Genomic DNA, 21,237 nt, shown 5'->3' on the forward strand with positions numbered 1-21,237 from the left:
TGGCGCGCGCCACGCGCCCGGAATGCGGCGCCAAGCGAATGAAACGCACGGCCGGTCTTTTTATCTCTTCTATTGACCGCCGATGTTCGCTTTGCGCCACGCAGCGAATGCATTGTAATCGGCGCAAAACCGGGCGCAAATACCAATTCCGAGGCGTTTCATGCGGACGCGGGTGCCGCTTGTGCCGTACTTTCCCGCACTTCCTCGACGGGAAAGCCGATCGACGCGACGATGCCCGAGCGAGCGTCGCCGCGGTTCTTCAGCGTCACGTCGCCGCCGTAGCGCGCGGCGATCGCCTTCACGATCGACAAGCCGAGCCCGCTGCCCTCCACGTCCGGATTCGCGCGAAAAAAGCGGTCGAACACGCGCGGCAGCAGTTCCTCGGCGATGCCCGGGCCGTTGTCGATGACGTCGACCCAGATCATGCCGCCGTCGCGCCGCATGCGCAGATCGATGGTGCCGCCATCGGGCGTGTAGCGCACCGCGTTCGACACGAGGTTCTTCACCGCCATGCCGATGTCCGTCTCCACGGCGCGCACGTGAGCGCTCACCATTTCCTCCGCGCCGATATCCATGCCGCGCGCGATCGCGATCGGCAATACATCGGCGACGGCGCCCGTCACCACGTCCGCGAGATCCACGCGCGAAAGCGGCGCGCCGTTCATGGGCGCATCGGCGCGGGCGAGCCGCAACAACTGCGCGATGAGTTTGCCGCTGCGCGCGATGCCCTTGCGCAATTCCTGGAAACGCTCCTGATTGCCGGGCGCGATGTGCGGCGCGAGATTGTCGGCCTGAAGCTGCAGCGCGGTGAGCGGCGTGCGCAACTCGTGCGCGGCGTCGGCGATGAACTTGCGCTCCTTTTCGATCGATGTCGCGAGGCGCTCGATCATCGTGTTGATCGAATGAATGAAGGGCGCGATCTCCGTGGGCACGCCGACGGTCGGCAGCGGCTGCAGATGCCCCATATCGATGGCGCACACTTCCGCGCCGAGCTGATTCAACTGACGCAGCGAGCGCCGCACGACGAACACGACCGCGATCCACACGAGCGGCAGCAGCACGGCGATCGGCCAGAGCGTGAGCGTCGCGGCTTCCGTCGTCAGATCGCGGCGCACCGACGAGCGCTGGGCGACCTGGATCGTCATGGTCGGCTCCTGGCGCGTGAAGAGACGCCAGTCTTCGTCGTTGACCACGACGGCGGAGAAGCCAGGCTTCGCGTCACGCGGAAAATGCAGCGAAGGGTCGGTCGTGCGAAACGGCAGAGGATCATTCGGCTTCCACACCACGGCGACCACGTCGCGGTCGTCTTGCGTGCCCCGCGCGGGATTTTTCGGGAGGGCATAGGCGAGGCCATCGCGCAGACGCGCCGCCACCTGTTCGAGCCGCATGTCGAGCAGCGCGCTCATGCCGGTCTTGCTCAACTGATACGAACTGATGCCCTGCGCGACGCCGATCACGCTCACGAGCAACCCCAGCGCGACGACCAGTTGATTTCTCAGTGATTTGATCATTCGAGTCCGCCGCATCGGAAAGGAGACGGGCGAAGCGGGAGACGAGCCATTCGCCGGTTCGATTCTAGGCGACATTCCCGGAGATTTCGTTCTGAAAGACGACATGTGCGTGACCGGTACGCGTTGCGCGCCGGTAAAAAAATGCGCCGGTCCGGTCACGGCCGGCGCCAAGGGCTGAGGAGTTGCCAAACGTGCAACGAACCGCGGCGCCTGGAGGAAGCGCGCCGTCCGTCCACGAGATGAAGCGTAGGCGCGAAGAATTAGCGTTGAATGAGCGCGCGCGGTTTCAGGCCTCGTCGAGCAGCGTTTCGCGCGGCGGGATAACATTGCATCCGGCGCCATCCTGATCGGCGGCATTGCGCTGGCTGCAAGCCATCTGCAAGCTGCCGTATCTCCATTCTTCATGCACAGCGCGCTCGCGCAGCATTCATCGGCTGCCGCGAGCGGCCGGCCTTTGATAATCGAATGTCACAGACACGAAAAACCGCTCGTCCCCTCGTCATCGCAGCGGTGATGGCCTCCATGGCCATGGTCGCGATCGAGGCCACCATCGTCTCGACCGCGATGCCGCAGATCGCCACGCAACTCGGCGGCCTCAATCTCTACAGCTGGGTGTTCTCGTCGTTCCTGCTCACGCAGACCGCGCTCACCGTCGTGTTCGGCAAGCTCGCGGACCTGTACGGCCGCAAGCCGGCGATACTCGCGGGCATCGCGATCTTTCTGATCGGCTCGGTGCTCGCAGGCTTCGCGTGGTCGATGCCCGCGATGATCGTGTTCCGGCTCGTGCAGGGCGTGGGCGCGGGCGCGATCCTGCCGGTCGCGCTGACGGTCGTCGGCGATCTCTATCCGGCCCGCGAGCGCGGCAAGGTGCAGGGTTATCTCGCGAGCGTGTGGGCCGTGTCCGCCGTGCTCGGGCCGATGGCCGGCGGCCTTTTGATCCGCGAGCTCTCGTGGGCGTGGATCTTCTGGATCAACGTGCCGATCGGCATTCTGGCCGCCATTCTGTTCACGCTCTTCCTGCACGAGGAAAAGCGCCACGACCGCCCGGCGATCGATCTCGCGGGCGCGTTCTTCTTCACGGCGGCCGTCGCCTCGCTGATGATGGCGCTCACCGACGCGGGCCACGCGAGCAATGCGCGCGTCGGCGTGGAGATCGCCGTGCTCGTGCTCGCCGTCGTGTGCTTCGTCGCGCAGGAGCGGCGCGCCGCCGATCCGATGATCTCGTTTCGCCTCTGGTCGCATCGGCCGATCGCGGCGAGCAACGTCGCGACCCTGCTCGCCGGCATGGCGATGATGGGCCTCACCACCTTCCTGCCGATGTACGTGCAGGGCGTGATGCATCGCACGCCGGTGGAAGCGGGCCTCGCGCTCACGATGATGATGATCGGCTGGCCGAGCGGCGCGACCTTCACGTCGCGCTCGTTCAGCCGCATCGGCCTGAGGCGTCTGTTGATGATCGGCCCGGTGTTCATTCCGCTCGGCGCGTTGCCGTTCGTGCTGCTCGGGCCGCAATCGAGCCCGGTCTGGGCGGGCGTCGGCTCGGCGGTGCTCGGCTTCGGCATGGGCATCACGAGCGTGTCGTGCCTCATCCTGATCCAGGAGATCGTGCAGCCGCAGGAACGCGGCAGCGCCACGGCGTCGAACCTGTTCTCGCGCAATCTCGGCAACACGCTCGGCGCGGCGGTGTTCGGCGCGGTGCAGAACTACGGCCTCACGCACACGGACGGCCTGCCGCCCGTGCATGCCGATCAGCTCAAGCAACTGCTTTCGGCCGTGCCCGGCGACCTCGCGACCAGCAGTGAGATTCGCCTCGTGCTGCATCACTCGCTGCATCTGACCTTCACGGCGATGTTCGTGATCGCGCTCGGCACCGTCGTCTCGATGATGTTCATGCCGAAGATCGAGATCGGGCGCGCGAAGGAAAAGGAAAGCGCCGGGAAAGCCGGCGCGGGCGATGCGCAAAACGCCGCGAAAAATGCGGCGAACCAGGCGTTCCATTAAGCCCGCTGCGATGCTTTCGACTCAGTACATCAGCCGCATCACGCTCATGCGCGACAAGGCGCCGTCCTTCGACGCGTATCCGTTTTCCCTGCCCGCCGTGCGCGCGCTCGAAACACTGGAGCCGCATCCGAAGGTGACGTTTCTCGTCGGCGAGAACGGCTCGGGCAAGTCGACGCTGCTGGAGGCGATCGCCCTCTCGATGGGCTTCAACGCGGAAGGCGGCACGAAGAACTTCCGCTTCGGCACGCGCGCGTCGCATTCGCCGCTGCATGAGTATCTGCGCATCGCGAAGGGATTCAAGCGGCCGCGGGACGGCTTCTTTCTGCGCGCGGAAAGCTTCTTCAACGTGGCGACCGAGATCGAGCAGCTCGACGACGAGCCCGGCTTCGGCCCGCCGGTCATCTCGTCATATGGCGGCAGGTCGCTGCACGAGCAATCGCATGGCGAGTCGTTTCTGACGCTTCTGATGGAACGCTTCGGCGGACAAGGGCTTTATCTGCTCGACGAACCCGAAGCGGCGCTTTCACCGCAGCGCCAGCTCGCCGCGCTCGCGCGCATCCACGATCTCGTCAACGACGATTCGCAGTTCATCATCGCCACGCATTCGCCGATACTCATGGCCTACCCCGATGCGTGGATCTATCAATTCACCGAAGACGGCATCGCGCGAGTCGCCTATGAAGACACCGAGCACTTCAAGGTGACGCGCGCATTTCTTGCGAACCCCGAACGCATGTTGCGCACGCTTCTCGACGGCGAGCGCTGAACGCGTCCCGCCGATACCACCGGCGGGACGCGGCACCCCATCACTCAATCCTGCGCCTGAATGAGCGCGCTGTCCTGCTTCGACTTGTCGGCGCTCGCTTCGGTGGCCGGCTGCGCGTCCTGCGCGATGGTCTGCATGTTCATGCCTTGCTGCGAGGCGGGCGCGCCGGCCATCGGCGAATAGTACGGCGCGGGACCGTAGCCGCTCGCCATTGCATAGGAAGCGCCCGCGAGCGCCGCGACGAAGATGATGCCTTTGAGATTGCCGATCATGATAGTGCTCCTGAGGGTTTCACATGGTCACTTCATCGGCCTCATTGCACTGCCTGCCAGCAACCGGACCTTCTGAAATGTGCACGCAGTCTACGTGCGCGGACCGGCGTTGAAATCCCCTCAAAAGCAAGGATACGAATGGATGGGTTCGCCCTCCATGTATGAAGCGCATTGCGCATTCATATGTTGTCCTCGACGACGACTGCCACCGCGCCCGCGTTGATCGTGAGACGCGTGCGCTTGGCGAGCGGCGCTTGCGGCGCACTGCCGTCGGGATTGAGAAACTTGACCTTGTTGAAGATCGCGATGAACTGCGTGGGCGTGAGCGTCGCCGATGCATAGCCAATGCCGTCGTGATCCGCGTAGTGCATGTCCGGATTGTTCTGCTGGATGAACGCATCCAGCAGCGCCGGCGAAGCGATCAGCGACGCGAGCGGCATGCCCGCCGCATAGGTCTTGACGTCCTCGAAGAAGGGCCGGCTGCTGATGCCCGCAGACATCAGGTCGATCAACACGGGCGTGCCCTTCGCGGGCTCGGGCACGTCGCGCACGACACCCGCCTGGAACGCGTGCAGGTCGCCCGTGATCGCGACGAGATTCGTGATGCGCTCCGTCTTCACGAACGACAGGAGATCCGCCTTGTGCGATGGATAGCCGTCCCACGCGTCGCAATCGAGCACGAAGACCGTGTTGTCGGGCGCGGGCGCGATAGACGAGAGATCCAGCCACAGGCGGTTCATCATCACTTCGTTGCCCCACACCTTCCATATCGACGTGGAGGCCTTGAGCGTGTCCTTCCACCATTGCGTCTGCGTGGGACCGAAGATCGAGGGCACCCGCCCGAGGCGCTGCGTATCGGCGGCTTCGAAGCGCGCTAGCGCCTGTTGCTGCACGAAGTAGCGCGAGCCGACGAGATCGTTGCCGTTCACCGGATCGTGCCCGAGGAGCTGCGCGATGGCCGCTTCGCTGACGACGTGATCGTCGCGATAGAGACGCTCGTCGGTCATCACGAGATGCATCAGCGAGCCGAAGTGGAAGTCGCGATAGATGCGGATGTTGTCGTAGGCCGCATTGTTGAGATCGAACGACACGTCGCCCCAGTCGACCGGCAGATATTCCGCCCACGCCTGATTCGCGTTGCGGCGCCGCGCGGTCTGCTGGAGGTTCGCGTTCGTGTAGGTCTGATGGTCCTGCCAGCAGTCGTCGGAGAACTCGTGATCGTCCCAGATCGCGATGACCGGAAAACGCGCATGCACGTTCTGCAGGCGCGCATCGCCGCGATACGTGCGATACAGCGTGCGATAGTCGTCGAGCGTGCTCGCGAAGGTGCCGCCGCTCGGCAGCGTGATCGCCGGATGCGCGGGCTCGACCGTGCCCGGCGGCGCGGCGAAACCGGCCTCGTAGATGTAGTCGCCCAGATGCACGACGAAATCGAGATCGGTCTCGGCGGCCAGCAGCGACATCGCCTGCCAGTGGTTCGCGCTCCAGTTCTGGCACACGAACCACGCAAAGCGCAGACGCGGTATCGCATCGTTCGCGGCGGCCGCCGTGCGCGTCGTGCCCGTCACGCTGACATCGCCGCCCGCGACGAAGCGGTAATAGTACGTCGTCTTCGCGGCGAGGCCGGTAACTTTGGCGCGCACGGTGAAGTCGTAGGCTGGCACGGCGTTCAGGGGCACGCTCGCCACGAGCTGCGCGAAGCTCTGCTGCGTCGACACCTGCAGGGTCACGGGCACGGAGGCAGCGGAGGCGCCGCTGCCGTTCGCGACGCAGCGAGTCCAGAACACGGCGGAAACGTCGCGCGGGTCGCCGCTCGCCACGCCTTGCGGGAACGCGAATACGCCCGCGGGCGGCGGCGTGGAACCGCTGCCGCCCTGGTTGTTGTTGTCGTTGTCGTCGCCCGAACTGCAGGCGGCGAGCGTGCCGGCAGCGGCCGCCACCGTATAGAACGCGGATAGCGAAAGGAAACGTCGACGGTCCATGAGAGCCTCCGGTGCGGGCGTCAAGGCGATGCGCGATGGGCGGGAGTTCGCTGGATGCGTCGACCGGGAAATCCGACGGATGAGCGCGGCTCTCTTCGGAACTGGCACGACTAAAGCTATAAACCGCGCGGCGCACTGTCAAGGGACGTTTCAATGACGGCGCGCCGTGCGATTCGCCATCAGCGGCTAAACTGTGGGCTGCGATTTTGTCCAGGAAACGTCCTCCTCTATGCGCCGGCGTCCGCTTCGAGCGTGACCCGCTGCGCTGAGTATCGACACCATGAACAGACCGGAACCAGCCGTCTCCCCGCCCGATGCCGCGCGCACGGCGCCGAACGCGCCCGCAATGAGCGACGCGCAATATCACGCGCTCGTCGACGCGATCGAAGACTGCGCGATCTTTATGCTCGACCTGAACGGCCGCATCACGAGCTGGAACAAGGGTGCGCGCAGGATCAAGGGCTATGAGGCGCATGAGATCATCGGCCAGCATCTGTCGCGCTTCTACACGGCGGAATCGGTCGCGCGCGGCTGGCCCGAGTACGAGCTGAAACAGGCCTATGCCACCGGCCGCTTCGAGGACGAGGGCTGGCGCGTGCGCAAGGACGGCACGCTGTTCTGGGCGAACGTCGTGATTACGGCGGCGCGCAACCGGAAGGGCGAGATCATCGGCTACGCGAAATACACGCGCGATCTCACCGCGAAGCGCGCCGAGGAAGAGAAGCTGCGTCTTTCCGAGGAACGCTTTCGCCTGCTCGTGGAGAGCGTGAGCGACTACGCGATTTTCATGCTCGACCCGGGCGGCCATATCGCGAGCTGGAACACGGGCGCGATGCGCATCAAGGGCTATCAGCCCGCGGAGATTCTCGGCAAGCACTTCTCGACCTTCTATTGCCCCGAGGATCTCGCCGCCAACATTCCCGAGATCGAACTGCAGACCGCGATCCGCACGGGCCGCGTCGAGAACGAAGGCTGGCGCGTGCGCAAGGACGGGTCGCTCTTCTGGGCGAACGTCGTGATCACGGCCGTGTACGACGAGCATCGCGTGCTGCGCGGTTTCGCCAAAGTCACGCGCGACATGAGCGAGCGCAAGCGCCTCGAGCAACTCGAAGTCTCGTCGCGGCGCATCAGCGAATTTCTCGCGACGCTCGCGCACGAACTGCGCAATCCGCTCGCGCCGGTGCGCAACGCGATCGGCGTGATGCAGATGGAAGCGAACATGCCGCAGCACGTCGCCGCGTGCCGCGACATCATCGACAGGCAGACTTCGCATCTCGGCCGTCTCGTCGATGATCTGCTCGACATGGGCCGCATCACGACCGGCAAGATCGATTTGCGCATGGCGCGGGTGGACGTGAGCGATATCGTCGCGCGCAGCATCGAGCTCGTGCATCCGTTCATCGACGAGCGCGCGCAGAGCGTCGTGACGGCGCTGCCGAACGAGCCGGTTCATGTGACGGGCGACAGCACGCGGCTCGTGCAGGTCGTGCAGAACCTGCTGAACAACGCGTCGAAGTTCTCGCCGCGCGCGAGCACGATCAGGATCGAAGTCGAATGCGAGGCCAGCGCGTTGCTGCTGAAGGTGGTCGACACCGGGCGCGGGATCTCGCAAAAGGGCCTCACGTCCATCTTCGATCTGTTCGTGCAGGAAGATCACTATCTCAATCCCGGCGAAGCGGGGCTCGGCATCGGGCTCACGCTGTGCCGGTCGATCGTCGAGATGCACGGCGGCTCGATTTTCGCCGCGAGCGCCGGTCTGAACCGGGGCAGCACGTTCACCGTGCGCCTGCCTTATGCATCGGCCACGGATACGCCGCGTCCGCATCGCGTGCTGGCGCAGAGCACGGCGCCGGCGGCCGATGCGGGCTTGCGCATCGTCGTAATCGACGATAACCAGGACTCCGCCGACAGCCTCGCGATGCTGCTGCAGATGAAGGGGCATGACGTGCGCATCGCGTATCACGGCAAGGAAGGGCTCGACGTGATCCGGCATTTTCCGCCGGAGCTGATCCTGCTCGATCTGGCGTTGCCGGATATCGACGGCTATACGGTGCTGCGCACGCTGCGCTCGCAAAGGCTCATCGGGCGCGCGGTGGTGGTCGCGATGACCGGCTTCGGACAGGAAAGCGACAAGGAACGCTCCGCGCAGGCGGGCTTCGATGCGCATCTGGTGAAGCCGGTGGATTTCGAGGCGCTGGACCGGTTGTTGGAGCGGGTGGCGGACAACTGAGACCTCACTCCCTCACCACCCGCAACGGAAAGATGACGCGCGAAGCAACCAGCCCCAGCGCCCCGCCGAGCAGCGTCTCCCAGGCCCGCGCCGCGAGCAGCGAAACCGAATGCACCCCGCTCGCCGCCAGCGTCACGATCAACACGAAAGCGAACGCGCCGCACGCGATGTCATAGCGCTCCGGCAGCGCCATCGCATAGACGATCATCGCGAACGCGGACAAGGCCCAGACGACGAGCGGCCAATGCTCCGCGAGCGGCAGGCACACGATGCCGATCGGTACGCCGACGAGCGTCCCATAGATGCGCCGCCGCACGCGCTCGGCCGTGCCCACCGCCGACGTTGCCACGACATACACGCAAGCCGTGATCGCCCACGCCGATTCCGCGAGCCCGAAAGCGCGATTGAGCATCACGACGACGAGCGCGCCGCACGCCGCCTGCAAACCCATCGCGAACGCGGGCGATATGGCATGCCGGCCATACCCGGGTTCCGACGCGAGCGCCGGCAGCACGGCGGGATGCTCCGCCGGCCCGCTCAGCACGCGCGGCACGATGGCCGCGAGCATGCCGATCGCAAGCGCGAGCAGGATCGCCCATGAATCGCCGGGGGCGAGATTCATCCCATAGGCGAGAAGCTGCCCGATATAAAGCTGCGAGCCGACGCCCGCGCCGATCAGCCCGAAACGCTTCAGATAGCCCGCGAGGAACGCGCCCGTCACGAGCAGGAGCTCGGCGCCGCCGCGTCCGAAGCCGCGAAACACCGGCTCGAACCACGCAAAACCGAGTGCGCCGAAGGCGGCGGCAAGACACAGGATGACGAGATCGCGGCTCGATTCGAAACGCGTCGTGCGGGCCTCGGACACGCTCGCCCACAACGCGAAGCCGCCCGCGAGCGCGCCGACGGACACGCCCGCCGGCACGCTTTGCGTCACGTCCTGCAACGCGCCGAGCGCGGCCGCGAGCCCATACGCGGTGACGAGCCGCAAGCCCTTGATGCGCCGATGCGTACCCGGATCGACGCGATCCAGCCAGGCGAGCGCCGCCTGCACGCGATATGCGCCCGACCGCGCGATCGCCGACGCCGAATCCGCGAGACGCGCTTTCGCGTCGCCGATGTGCTGCTCGTCGTTCATTGAGTCCACCGTGGGAGAACGCGCCTGCAACGCATTCTAGGCGATGCCGCGCCCCGCGATCCGGCTTCGTGCGCGCCTGACGGGCGCATGCGGCCCGCGCGCGCCGCGCCGCGCCGCCTCGACAATGCAGCCGGCAAGCCGCGCCGCCGCATCCGGCGCCTCCAGACGCACGCGCCGCGCGCGCTCGACGAGACCGATCTCGCGATGAAACGTATCGTCGCCGAGTTCGAGCGCCACCGCGCCGCGCGGCCACGCGCCGATGCCGTCGGAGACCGGCACGAGCGCCACGCCAAGCCCGCGCGCGACCAGTTGCGCGATGCCGGGCAACTCGTCGACCTCGATCGAATCGCGCACCGCGATACGGCGCTTCCTCAGGAACGTGTCCACTTGGCGGCCGCCGAACGAGCGCCGGTCGTAGCGGATGAACGGCTCCGATTCGATCAGCTCCCGCCAGTGCGCGCCTTTCTTCGCCGCGGGCGCGAGCAGCACGAACGGCTCGGCGACGAGCGTGCGCCATTGCAACTCCGCCGGCAGCGAAAACGGCGGACGGATGATGACGGCCATGTCCATTTCGCCCGCATCGACGCTCGCGAGCAGATTGAGCGACACGCCCGGCACGAGCCGGATGCGCCACGCCGGCAGCGCGCGCCGGAACGCGCCGATCGCATCGGGCAGGAGCGCCGCATGCGCCGACGCGATCGCACCCACCGCGAGCGAGCCGCCGCGCCCGTCCTCGCCCTCCGGTTCCGCGAGTCGCGCGTACAGTGCGATCAGTTCGTCGGCGAGCTCGAGTGTGCGCTTGCCCGCCTTGTTGAGCGTGGCCGAGCGGCCGGTGCGGTCGAAGAGCGCGAAGCCGAGATGCGCTTCGAGGCGCTGCATCTGCGCGCTCACGGCCGACTGCGTGAGGCCGATCTGCGCGCCCGCGCCCGCGAATGTGCCGTGGCGCGCCACCGCGATGAAAGTCTGAAGTTCGCGCAGCATGTCGATTCATCGAAAAGATTGGGGCTGACTCCCGCAATATATCGTTTTTCAACACATTTATTTATCAATACACTCTGGTCTTCGTTCCCCACACGTCGAATAAGGATTGGTCAACATGAGCACGACCCAGCACGCCATGCCGCCGTTTCACCTCGCATTCCCTGTCCACAGCCTCGCCGCCGCGCGCGAGTTCTATGGCGAGCTGCTCGGCTGCCCGGAAGGCCGCAGTTCCGACGCATGGGTCGATTTCGACTTCTACGGGCATCAGATCGTCGCGCATCTCGCGCCGGAAGAAGCCGGGCATCGCACGACGAGCGCCGTCGACGGCGACGCGGTGCCGGTGCGTCACTTCGGCGTCGTGCTGTCCATTCCGCAATGGGAAGAACTCGCCCAGAAGCTGCGCGCCGCGGGCACGCGCTTCATCATCGAGCCGCATGTCCGCTTCAAGGGCGAAGTCGGCGAGCAGGCGACGATGTTCTTCCTCGATCCGTCGGGCAATGCCGTCGAGATCAAGGCATTCGCCGATATGTCGTCGCTGTTCGCGAAGTAACACGTCCCGCGATCTCCGCTTCCCTTTCGTTCGCTCGACGCGCGCCTGACGGATCGTTTCCCCTATAGAATCCGTCGAGCGCGCCGTGCGCGACATCGGGGAGACGGAAATGAGACCTTCAGAGGGACGCCGCCGCTTTCTCGGCGCGGCGCTGTGCAGCACGATCGCCGCGTGCGGCGGTTCGGATTCCGACGATTCCAACGCAGCGCCATCCGGCGGATCGCAGACCGGCCCCGTGCCGGACGCGCAAGTCAATGCCGCCCTCTCCCAGCTCGACACCCTCGCCAACAACCTGCTGAGCAGCACCGGCGTGCCCGGCATGGCCGTCGCGGTCGTGCGCGGCACGCAGACCGTCTATGCCAAAGGTTTCGGCACGCGGCTCATCGGCTCGGGGCAGACGGTCGATGCCGATACCGTGTTTCAGCTCGCGTCGGTGTCGAAGTCGGTGGGGGCGTCGGTGGTCGCGCATCAGGTCGGCGCGGGCGGCATCGCGTGGAATACGCCCGTGCGCGCGCATCTGCCGTGGTTCACGCTGTCCGATGCCGACGTCAGCGCGGCCGTGACCATCGGCGATCTTTACTCGCATCAGTCCGGCCTGCCCGATCATGCCGGAGATACGCTCGAAGACATGGGCTACGGGCAAACCGAAGTCCTTCAGCGCCTGCGCTATCTGCCGCTGCATCCGTTCCGTCATTCGTACTTCTATACGAACTTCGGACTCACGGCGGCGGCGGAATCGGTGGCGGCGGCCGCGGGCATCGACTGGGCGACGCTCTCCGACAACGTGCTCTACAAGCCGCTCGGCATGACGAGCACGAGCTCGCGCCATGCGGATTTCATCGCGCGTCCGAACCGCGCGGTCGGGCACGTGAAGCGCGGCGATCAGTGGGTGCAGGGCATGGGCACGATGCCCGACGCGCAATCGCCCGCGGGCGGCGTAAGTTCTTCGGTGAACGACATGGCGAAGTGGCTCGCGATGATGCTCGGCGCGGGCGTCTTCGACGGCAAGCGCATCGTCGATGCCACCGCGCTCGCCGCCGCGACCAGCGCGCAGGCGCAAAGCTCGCCGCCCGGCGACGGCAGGCCCGCGGGCTTCTACGGCTATGGCTTCAACGTGGGGCAGACGGAAGCGGGACGACCGTCGTACAGCCATTCGGGCGCGTTCGCCGTGGGCGCGGCGACGAACTTCATGGTGGTGCCTTCGACGAATCTCGCGATCGTCGCGCTGACGAACGGCTATCCGATCGGCGTGCCTGAGACGCTCAATCAGCAGTTCTTCGACATCGTGCAATTCGGCTCGATCCAGCACGACTGGTTCAAGCGTTACAACGATGCGCTGCTGCCGCTTTCCAAACCGGCGGGCTCGCTCGTCGGCGCGAAGCCGCCCGCATCGCCGCTGCCGGCGCGGGCGCTGTCGACTTATACCGGCACCTACAAGAACGATTACTTCGGGCCGGTTCAGGTCGTCGATCAGGGCGGCGCGCTCGCGATTCTCATCGGACCGCGTCCGATGACCCTGCCGCTCGCGCACTGGGACGGCGATATCTTCACGTTCACGCTCGTCAACGAGAACGCGAGCCCCGGCACGATTTCGAAGGTGTCTTTCCTGAGCGACCGCGTGACGCTGGAGTATTACGACGCGGACGGCCTCGGCACTTTCGTGCGTTGAATTTCGTGCGTTGAAGCGCAAAAGCAAACGGGACACCGTGCGGGTGTCCCGTTGCTGACTGCAAGGCGTGTTACTGGCCGGAGCCGCTCGCGCTGACCGGCGCGCCCGGACCGCTCGGCCCCGCGGTGCCGCCCGGAGCGGTGGACGGGCCTGCGTTCATCGGGCTCTTGTGCATCTGCTTCGAATGCGTGGACTTGTGCGTCGATTTCGACTGCGCGGGCTGCGTCGTGGTTTGCGCGTTGTCGCCGGCCTGCATACCCGTGTTCGAGCTCGGCGGATTGTCTTGCGCGAAAGCGGACGCACAGACGAGAGCGAAAGCGCCGGCAGCGGCGGAAAAGGCGAAACGTTTCATGTCGGACACTCCTGTTTGCGATTGGCGAAATGCGATGCGTGCGGCTGGTTCTGCCTGCTAACCGCCCCGCGTGGCGCAAGGCGGCCGGTTCGCACCATACGAGTCAGCACGCCACATGCCACGGTCTGACGATTCGCCGAATACCGGTGTCACCGATGAAAGCTGCGTCCCTCTCCCGGATGTTCAGGTTTTGAACACTGCGACCGCACGCTTCAGTTCTTCCGCCTGGACCGCGAGCGCGGAGGCCGCCGCTGTCGCCTGTTCGACGAGTGCGGCGTTCTGCTGCGTGACCGCGTCCATCTGCGTGATCGCGACGCCCACCTGCTCGATGCCCTGCGTTTGTTGCGACGACGCCGACGAGATCTCGTTCATGATGTCCGACACGCGCGAGACGGACGTGAGGATCTGCTTCATCGTGTCGCCGGATTGCTGCGCCAGGTCCTGCCCCGCCGTCACGTTGGTCACGGATTCGTCGATCAGCGTCTTCACGTCCTTCGCCGCCGCCGCGCAACGCTGCGCGAGCGCGCGCACTTCCGATGCGACCACCGCGAAACCGCGGCCATGCTCGCCCGCGCGCGCCGCTTCGACGGCCGCGTTCAACGCGAGAATATTGGTCTGAAACGCGATGCCTTCGATCACGCCGATGATGTCGACGATCTTCTCCGAGCTGCCCGCGATCTTGTCCATCGTCGCGACGACGCCGAGCACGACGCCGCTGCCGCTTTCCACCGTCGACGATGCGCTCGCCGCGAACTCGCTCGCCTGCTCCGCATTGTCCGAGTTGAGACGCACGGTCGATGTCAGCTCTTCCATGCTCGATGCCGTTTCGGCCAGCGACGCTGCCTGCTCTTCCGTGCGCGACGACAGATCGTGATGACCGTCCGCGATTTCGCGCGATGCCGCCGTGATGCCGTCCGCGACGAGCTTGATCTGCGCGATCGTCTGCGTGAGGCGCGATTGCATCGCGTGCATCGAATGCATGAGGCTGGAATCGTCGCCGTCCTTCACGGGCACGGCCTGCGCGAGATCGCCGGCCGCGATGCGCTGGCAGACGATCGCCGCATCGCGCGGATCGCCGCCGATGCTCTTCAGCACGCCGCGAATGATGAGCGCCATCGCGAGCGTCAGCGCCGCGCCGATCACGCCGATGAGCAGCAGCGACTTGAGCACGATCGCGTGGAAGGCGGCATCGATATCGTCGATATACGCGCCCGTGTAGACGTGCCAGTCCCATTCGCGCACATAGTCGCCGTAGGTGATCTTGGGAAGCGGCTCCTGCTCGCCGGGCTTCGGATAAAGATAGGTCGTAATGTGCGAGCCGTCCTGACCGTGCTTGACGATCTCGGCGGTGAAATGCTTGCCGGTGCTGTCGATGAAATCGTTGATCTTGTTTTCCGTATCGGGCCGTACCGGGTTCAGGACCTGGAACATCTTCGAATCGAGAATGCCGAGATAGCCGTTCGTGCCGTAGCGGATCGCGCGCACGCTGGCAACGGCCAGCTTCTTCGCTTCTTCTTCGGGCAGCGCGCCGCTTTGCGCCTGCTTCACATAGAACCGGACCACGCTCGTCGCTGACTGGACCTGTTCGGCGAGCGCGCCTTCACGGTTGCGCATCAGCGAGTGTTTCGTGGAGATCGCGTTGAGCGCGCACAGAAGAATGAGACTGAGCCACACGAAGCCCACGGTGCTCATGAGCTTGGTCTTGAAGGAAAGTTTATTCACGATCTGGTTGAAAGAGCCGATGGATGCGCCCGGGTCAGGCGCGCTTTGCGGCTTCCGATCGTGAACCGTTTTACGTTTGCGCGCGCGGGTGCGACGCGGCCTCGAAATCGAAAGCTGCCGGCAATTTAACGGCAGCGGGCCGCGTATCTTTAGCGGCGCGAAGCGCGGCGCTCTTGTCGTCCAGAAAGAACAGCACTATCGGAACCAGATGAGGCTGAACGTCTCGTCGTAATGCTCGAGTTGCTGCGTGTCGCGAAGACCGTACTTCAGCAACACGCTGTTGGTGATATTGCCCGCGCAGATCAGCAGCATCACGATGACGAGGCAAAACCTGCAGAAGCGCAGAACATAGCGCTTTCTCGACGCGTTCATTTCGTGGCGCCTCGTCAGAACTGCGCCATCATCTGAAAGCCGAACGTGACGCGCGCGGTCGTCAGCGCGGACGGTTTGTAGATGGGTGTGCCGACGAACATGTCGTAGCTGAATCCGGCGAATTTGGCTGGCATGCCGCCGCGCAAGCCGATGACCGCGCCCGCGAGCTGCGTGCCCGCGAGATACGCGGTGTTGGGTCCGAACACGCGGCCATAGTCGATGCCCGCATAGAGCGATTGCCCGGTCTGGCCGAGCGGCGCCTGCAACTCGTTGCGCCAGTAGAAACCCTTTTCGGCTGCGAGCATCTGCTCGCCGTCGAAGCCGCGCACCGTGTAGCGGCTGCCGATGCTCAAGTCGTCGATGTAGTACAGCGTGTCGTTGGTGTATTGACCGTGCACCGTGCCCACGTAACGGAAATTCTGCTTGCCGATTGCGAACGGCACGGAGAGGTTCAGATCGAGCACCGCCATGTGAAAGCGATAGGTCGGATCGTACGGCTTGGTCGGCTCGGTCGGCGCAATGTTCGGATCCCGCGCGAGCGAGGGGTCCGGCAACGCGCCAAAAGCGCCGATGCCTTGCCGGTATGCCAGCGTGCCGTCGAGCTGCGCATTGCCGAAGTAGTGACGATCGGTCAGTCCCAGTTCGAGGAATGTGTTGTTGCGGTGCTGCAGTTCGATTTCGGTATCGTCGATGAAGCTCGCGCCGAAGCGTTTCGACAGTTGCACGTAGCTTCCGAGCACATCGCTGCGCCCGCGCGACAGGACGCGCTGCAGCTTGATGCCGCCTGTCTGCGCATTGCCGCTCGACACGAAGGTCTGGTTCGCGCCGGCGATCGTCTGGTAATAGGTATTCGTATAGCCGAACAGCGACCCGGTCCAGTAGCCCCACGGAATCGAATAGGATCCGTTGAAGCCGTGCGAGCCGATATTCTTGTCGAACAGATAGAGATCCTGATTCACGCCCGCGCTGAAGACGTCGTTCAGCCCGAGCGGGTTGTCGATGCCCACGCTCAGGTTGCCTTGCAGCTTGCCGGTCGCGCGGCTGCCCGAGTTGTCGATCGAAGCAACCACGCTCCACGGCTTCGCGCGCTTCACATTGATGACGACATCGCTTTCGCCGGGCGTGCTCGTCGGCTCGATTTTCATGTCGACGTCCTGGCTCGCGACCCGCTTCATCTGTTCGACACCTTGCTCGAGGTCGCGCAGATTCAGCACGTCGCCCGGGCGCGCGGGAAACGCGGATTTCCAGGTGCCGGTCGTCGCGGAATCGGCGAAGCGCAGGTCGCGGATCAGGCCGGGCAGCAGCGCGAATTCGAGCTTGCCGGTGGCTAGATTCTGCTCCGGCAGGAGTACGCGCGTGGTGACCATGCCTCGGCTGAGAATCGCATGCTGCAGCCCCTTGGCGAGCACATTCACCCCTTCCTTGCCGACGCATCGACCCTTGTAGTGTTCGAGCCATTCGCGGGCGAAAGCGAAGCGATCGAGCGGCAGCAACGAGGCGCCCTGCTCGCGTGCGGCGTCGGACAAGGCCGCGGGCACGACGAGCGCGAAATCGTCGATGCGGAAACACGGGGTTTCTGAGGGAATAAGCGGGAAGCCTTGTGAGTCGGGCACGTCGGAGCGCACCGCCGGGGCTTCGACTGTTGCGTCGCGTTGCTGAGCGTCGCGCTGTTGCTGGACTTGCTGGTCCTGCTGGGCGTTGGCGCGAGCTGCCGCGGCTTCGTCGGCGCGTGTGATGGCTTGTTGCGCGTGAACGGAAAACGACAACAGGACGGCAAGCGATAGGGCCGCTTTGCGCGAGGTGAACTTCATCTGCACTTTTGATTATTTTTGGACAGGCCGCGAGGGGTGACGCGCCGGACGAATCGGCGGTGGGCCTTTAGACTGCCGGAGCGGCAGCAATATGTCAGGTTTGGTTGATTATTGGCATGGGGAAATTCTCAATTTTTGGCGGTTCTTGCGTCGAGAGAGGTCGAGCGGTCTTGTCCGTGTTTGTCATGAATTTCGTGTTCACGGCATATCAAGAGTCCTGTGGAATCGAAATGTGAGAACAGCCTTAAAGAATGAGACGGTGCCCCCCAACGAAAAACGCCCCGCGTGACCACAGTCACACGGGGCGTTGCACGACCACGACCACTCAAATCAATGCCCGACCGGCTCCGTCGCCTTGAGGTCGCTGGCCATGGCCGTCTGCGGGTGCGCGGCCTGCTTGATCAGCAGCGCGATCGCCGAGACGATCCCCGCCACCGCGATCGTCGCGAAGATGCCGCCGAAGGTGAAGTGCAGGCGCGTCAGTTCCGCGACGAGGAACGATCCCGCGATGCCGCCGAATCGCCCGATGCCGAGCATCCACGCGACACCGGTGCCGCGCCCTTGCGTCGGATAGAACGCGGCGGCGAGCGCGGGCATCGACGATTGCGCGGTGTTCATCAGCACGCCCGCGAGGAACACGACGAGCACGAGCATGCCGACGTTGCCCGCCGCCTGGCCGATCAGATACACGCTCACGGCGGTGAGCGCGTAGCACGCGGCAATGATGCGGTTCGCGTTGAACTTGTCCATCAGCACGCCGCACACCACCGCGCCGACGCCGCCCAGCGGGAACAGCGCGGAAATGAGCGTCGCCTTTTGCGGCGGCAGGCCGGATTCCTTGAGCAGGATCGGCATCCAGTTGATCGACGCATAGAAGATCACGAGGCCCATGAAGTACGTGAGCCACAGCATGACCGAGCCGACGATATACGAGCGCGACAGCACCACGCTGATGCCGCTCTGCCCCTTCGCGGCCGGCGCGGCTTCGGTCATGAAGAACGAGCCCGCCTGCATCGCATCGGACGAGATGCGCGCGAGCGTTGCGCGGATCTTCTCGACGGGCTTCGCCTTCGCCACCATATAGCGCACCGATTCCGGCAGCGTGGCGATCAGCAGCACCGACAAGACCAGCGGCGCGATGCCGCCGAGCAACAGCACGCTGCGCCAGCCGAAATGCGGAATCATCCACGCCGCGAGAAAGCCGCCGAACGCCGCGCCCAGCGGAAAGCCGCAGAACATCAGATTGATGAGCGTGGCCCGGCGGTTGTCGGGGCAGAACTCGCTCATCATCGTGACAGCGTTCGGCATCGCCGCGCCGAGGCCGACACCGGTGACGAAGCGCAGCGCCGTCAGTTGCGTGAGGTCGGCGGAAAACGACGACGCGAGGCACGCGACGCCAAAAAGCAGCACCGACGTCAGCAGCAACGCGCGGCGGCCGAGCTTGTCCGACAGCGGCCCGGAAAGCAGCGCGCCGGCGGCGAGCCCGAAGAGCGCGGCGCTCAGCACGGGCGCGAGCGCCGGACGGCTGATCTGCCATTCGGCGACGAGCGAGGGCGCGATGAAGCCGATCGCGGCGGTGTCGAAACCGTCCAGCAGGACGATGACGAAGCACATCACGAAGATGAGCCACTGAAACGGCGAAAACGGATGCTCGTTGATGAACGTCTGTACGTTCACGGCAGGACTTCTACTCACTTCATTCCCTTTTCGGTGATGGGCGCGCGCGCAGCGAAGCAAAGCGCACGTCCCGGAACTGAAACCGCTTCCCGCTGGCGTTCTAGTTGTTGTTGTCGCGCGAGCCGCAGACCCCGGTCGACGCATGCGAATCGGCGAAAATGTTCGACATACGAACACCGATTCACATAGCGAACTCGCGAGTGAGGGTACGAAGAAGCGTGCGCTCCGTCAACGCGGGCTTACCCGCGTATGACGAAGCACTGACGTGTGGCTATCGGAAGGGATTGGAATGAAGCGCACGGCGTCAGGACACGCGCCGTCCCGCGCGCCAGGTCTCGCGCGGCACCTGCACGCCGTCCACCGACGCGACGCGCACGAAGTCCGCGCGCAGGCCGGTGGCGATGGCGCCGCGATCGGTCAGGCCCGCCGCGTGCGCAGGCGCCCACGACACGGTCGCGACCGCGCGCGGCAGCGTCCAGCCGGCCTTCGCGACGAGATCGAACACGGCGATCAGAAGGCTCGACGGCACGTAATCGGACGAAAGAATGTCGAGCAGGCCCTCATCCGCCAGTGCCAGCGCCGACACGTTGCCCGAATGCGAGCCGCCGCGCACCACATTCGGCGCGCCCATGATCGTCGCGATGCCGTGCGTGCGCGCGGCGCGGGCGGCTTCGAGCGTCGTCGGAAACTCGGCGAGCGCGATGCCGTCGCGCGCCGCTTCCTCGACGTGCTCGACGAGCGTGTCGTCGTGGCTCGCGAGCGCGATGTTCAAGCCCTTGCAGCGCGCGACGATATCCGCGCGATGCTTCGCCGCATAGCGCGTCTGATGATCGGCGAGTTCGGCGAGGATCTTGTTCGTGTGCTCGTCGCTCCATTTGCCGTGGCGCTCCTGATACTTGCGCCACTTCTCGTGGTCCTGCCATTGACGCTGCCCCGGCGTGTGATCCATCACCGAAGCAAGCCTGAAGAGCGGATGAGCGCTCAATGAATCGAACACTTCGACGACATCCGTCGTGCCCACTTCGCAACGCAGATGCAGAAAGTGATCGGCGCGCAGGAGATCGCGCTCGACGAACTTGCCGATCGACTTCGCGCATTGCACCTGCAGCTCGCGGCCGCGCACGCCGTCTTCGGGACGCGAGCCCACGCCCAGCGCATCGAACACGGTCGTGATGCCCGCGGCCGCCACTTGCGCGTCATGGACGATGATCGCCGCTTCGTGATTCCACAGCACGCCCGGACGCGGCGCGAGATGCTTCTCTATATTGTCCGTATGCAGCTCGACGAAGCCCGGCAGCAGATAGTCGCCGCCCCAGTCCTCGGCTTCGCGCGCCGATGTATTGCCCGGCGCGATCTCCGCGATGCGCGCGCCCTCGACGCGCACGGTGCCCACGAAGTCCTCGTCGCGCGTCACGATGCGCGCATTCTTGATCAGCATGTCTGCAACACTCCGGAATCGGTTTGTACGTATGCGGCGGCAGCGCTCGCGAGCCGCACGATGCGGGTCGCGACGCGCTCGCGCGTGTCTTCGTCGTGAAAGATGCCGACGATCGCCGCGCCCTTCTCGCGCGCCTCGACGATCAGATCGGCCACTACGTCGCGGTTCTCGGCATCGAGCGATGCAGTGGGTTCGTCGAGCAGAAGAAGCGGATGCGCCGCGATCAGCCCGCGCGCGATGTTCACGCGCTGCTGCTCGCCGCCGGAGAACGTAGCCGGCGCGAGCGTCCACAAGCGGCGCGGCACGTTGAGGCGTTCGAGCAAGCGGCTCGCGCGTTCGCGCGCTTCGTCTTCATCGACGCCACGCGACACGAGCGGCTCCGCGACGAGATCGAGCGAGGACACACGCGGAATCGCGCGCAGAAACTGGCTCACGTAGCCCATCGTCGTGTTGCGCAGACGGATGATCTCGTGCGGCGCGGCTTCGGTCAGCATCACATGACGCTGCGGCTTGCTGTCGTTGCGAATGGCGATAGTGCCGCGTGTCGCGAGATAGTTGCCGTACATGCAGCGCAGAAGCGTGCTCTTGCCCGCGCCCGATGCGCCCGCGAGCACGACGCATTCGCCGCGCTCGACATCGAGCGAGACGCCCGACAGCGCCGCAATCCGCGCCCCGCCCTGCTGATGCAGCGTGAATGTCTTCTCGATCCCGCGTGCCTGCAGCATCAGCTTGTCGTTCGTGACAAAGGAGTTCATGGTCATCTGTCGC

General features: G+C 65.2%; 18 protein-coding genes. 5 read left to right on the forward strand and 13 right to left on the reverse strand.

The genetic code is table 11. The features are described from left to right. Window positions 1-158: 158 nt before the first annotated feature. On the reverse strand, window positions 159-1,511 hold the full coding sequence (locus AC1Z32_RS33115; RefSeq protein WP_483483030.1) for a sensor histidine kinase: 1,353 nt from the start codon (window positions 1,509-1,511) through the stop codon (window positions 159-161). Between the two features lie 286 nt (window positions 1,512-1,797). Continuing rightward, window positions 1,798-1,938, reverse strand: a complete 141-nt coding sequence (locus AC1Z32_RS33120) for a hypothetical protein (RefSeq protein WP_483483031.1) — start codon at window positions 1,936-1,938, stop codon at window positions 1,798-1,800. A gap of 38 nt (window positions 1,939-1,976) precedes the next feature. Between AC1Z32_RS33120 and AC1Z32_RS33125 the strand changes: the two genes are divergently transcribed. Together AC1Z32_RS33125 and AC1Z32_RS33130 are read left to right on the forward strand one after the other, a co-directional pair. Then, window positions 1,977-3,512 carry an MDR family MFS transporter gene (locus AC1Z32_RS33125; protein ID WP_483483032.1) on the forward strand — a complete coding sequence of 512 codons (1,536 nt, stop codon included), beginning with the start codon at window positions 1,977-1,979 and terminating at the stop codon, window positions 3,510-3,512. A 10-nt stretch (window positions 3,513-3,522) separates the two neighbouring features. Further along, entirely contained in the window at window positions 3,523-4,278 is a 756-nt protein-coding gene (locus AC1Z32_RS33130) for an AAA family ATPase (RefSeq protein ID WP_483483033.1), read from the forward strand. 44 nt (window positions 4,279-4,322) lie between these two features. On the opposite strand, the gene AC1Z32_RS33135 is transcribed toward AC1Z32_RS33130, so the two are convergent. Together AC1Z32_RS33135 and AC1Z32_RS33140 are read right to left on the reverse strand one after the other, a co-directional pair. Further along, complete coding sequence (locus AC1Z32_RS33135; RefSeq protein ID WP_483483034.1) at window positions 4,323-4,550, reverse strand: hypothetical protein; 228 nt, start codon at window positions 4,548-4,550, stop codon at window positions 4,323-4,325. Window positions 4,551-4,729: 179 nt separating this feature from the next. Beyond that, a complete protein-coding gene (locus AC1Z32_RS33140; protein ID WP_483483035.1) occupies window positions 4,730-6,532 on the reverse strand; it encodes an alkaline phosphatase D family protein in 1,803 nt (600 codons plus the stop codon). A gap of 280 nt (window positions 6,533-6,812) precedes the next feature. On the opposite strand from AC1Z32_RS33140, the gene AC1Z32_RS33145 reads away from it, so the two are divergent. After that, the gene (locus AC1Z32_RS33145; protein WP_483483036.1) at window positions 6,813-8,762 is read left to right on the forward strand and encodes a PAS domain-containing hybrid sensor histidine kinase/response regulator; all 1,950 of its coding nucleotides are present in this window, start codon (window positions 6,813-6,815) and stop codon (window positions 8,760-8,762) included. A gap of 4 nt (window positions 8,763-8,766) precedes the next feature. On the opposite strand, the gene AC1Z32_RS33150 is transcribed toward AC1Z32_RS33145, so the two are convergent. Both AC1Z32_RS33150 and AC1Z32_RS33155 read right to left on the reverse strand, forming a co-directional pair. Next, window positions 8,767-9,897 carry an FUSC family protein gene (locus AC1Z32_RS33150; RefSeq protein ID WP_483483037.1) on the reverse strand — a complete coding sequence of 377 codons (1,131 nt, stop codon included), beginning with the start codon at window positions 9,895-9,897 and terminating at the stop codon, window positions 8,767-8,769. Window positions 9,898-9,933: 36 nt separating this feature from the next. Beyond that, a complete protein-coding gene (locus tag AC1Z32_RS33155; protein WP_483483038.1) occupies window positions 9,934-10,878 on the reverse strand; it encodes a LysR family transcriptional regulator in 945 nt (314 codons plus the stop codon). Window positions 10,879-10,993: 115 nt separating this feature from the next. Here AC1Z32_RS33155 and AC1Z32_RS33160 point away from each other — a divergent pair, with 115 nt between their 5' ends. Both AC1Z32_RS33160 and AC1Z32_RS33165 read left to right on the forward strand, forming a co-directional pair. Beyond that, window positions 10,994-11,428, forward strand: a complete 435-nt coding sequence (locus AC1Z32_RS33160; protein ID WP_483483039.1) for a VOC family protein — start codon at window positions 10,994-10,996, stop codon at window positions 11,426-11,428. Window positions 11,429-11,537: 109 nt separating this feature from the next. After that, a complete protein-coding gene (locus AC1Z32_RS33165; protein ID WP_483483040.1) occupies window positions 11,538-13,097 on the forward strand; it encodes a serine hydrolase in 1,560 nt (519 codons plus the stop codon). Between the two features lie 70 nt (window positions 13,098-13,167). On the opposite strand, the gene AC1Z32_RS33170 is transcribed toward AC1Z32_RS33165, so the two are convergent. From AC1Z32_RS33170 to phnL, 7 genes are all read right to left on the reverse strand, one after another. Continuing rightward, the gene (locus AC1Z32_RS33170) at window positions 13,168-13,449 is read right to left on the reverse strand and encodes a hypothetical protein (protein ID WP_483483041.1); all 282 of its coding nucleotides are present in this window, start codon (window positions 13,447-13,449) and stop codon (window positions 13,168-13,170) included. Between the two features lie 183 nt (window positions 13,450-13,632). After that, window positions 13,633-15,171, reverse strand: coding sequence for a methyl-accepting chemotaxis protein (locus tag AC1Z32_RS33175; RefSeq protein ID WP_483483042.1), 1,539 nt, complete (start codon window positions 15,169-15,171; stop codon window positions 13,633-13,635). A 195-nt stretch (window positions 15,172-15,366) separates the two neighbouring features. Further along, window positions 15,367-15,543: a hypothetical protein gene (locus tag AC1Z32_RS33180; RefSeq protein ID WP_483483043.1), complete on the reverse strand. Its 177-nt coding sequence runs from the start codon at window positions 15,541-15,543 to the stop codon at window positions 15,367-15,369. Between the two features lie 14 nt (window positions 15,544-15,557). Then, the gene (locus AC1Z32_RS33185) at window positions 15,558-17,354 is read right to left on the reverse strand and encodes a ShlB/FhaC/HecB family hemolysin secretion/activation protein (RefSeq protein ID WP_483483044.1); all 1,797 of its coding nucleotides are present in this window, start codon (window positions 17,352-17,354) and stop codon (window positions 15,558-15,560) included. A gap of 330 nt (window positions 17,355-17,684) precedes the next feature. Next, window positions 17,685-19,049: an MFS transporter gene (locus AC1Z32_RS33190; RefSeq protein ID WP_483483045.1), complete on the reverse strand. Its 1,365-nt coding sequence runs from the start codon at window positions 19,047-19,049 to the stop codon at window positions 17,685-17,687. A gap of 286 nt (window positions 19,050-19,335) precedes the next feature. Then, entirely contained in the window at window positions 19,336-20,469 is a 1,134-nt protein-coding gene (locus tag AC1Z32_RS33195; RefSeq protein WP_483483046.1) for an alpha-D-ribose 1-methylphosphonate 5-triphosphate diphosphatase, read from the reverse strand. Beyond that, window positions 20,463-21,230, reverse strand: a complete 768-nt coding sequence (gene phnL / locus AC1Z32_RS33200) for a phosphonate C-P lyase system protein PhnL (RefSeq protein ID WP_483483047.1) — start codon at window positions 21,228-21,230, stop codon at window positions 20,463-20,465. Before phnL ends, AC1Z32_RS33195 begins: the two co-directional genes overlap by 7 nt. Between the last annotated feature and the right edge of the window lie 7 nt (window positions 21,231-21,237).

It is taken from the genome of Caballeronia sp. 11_S32 (genome assembly GCF_056930355.1).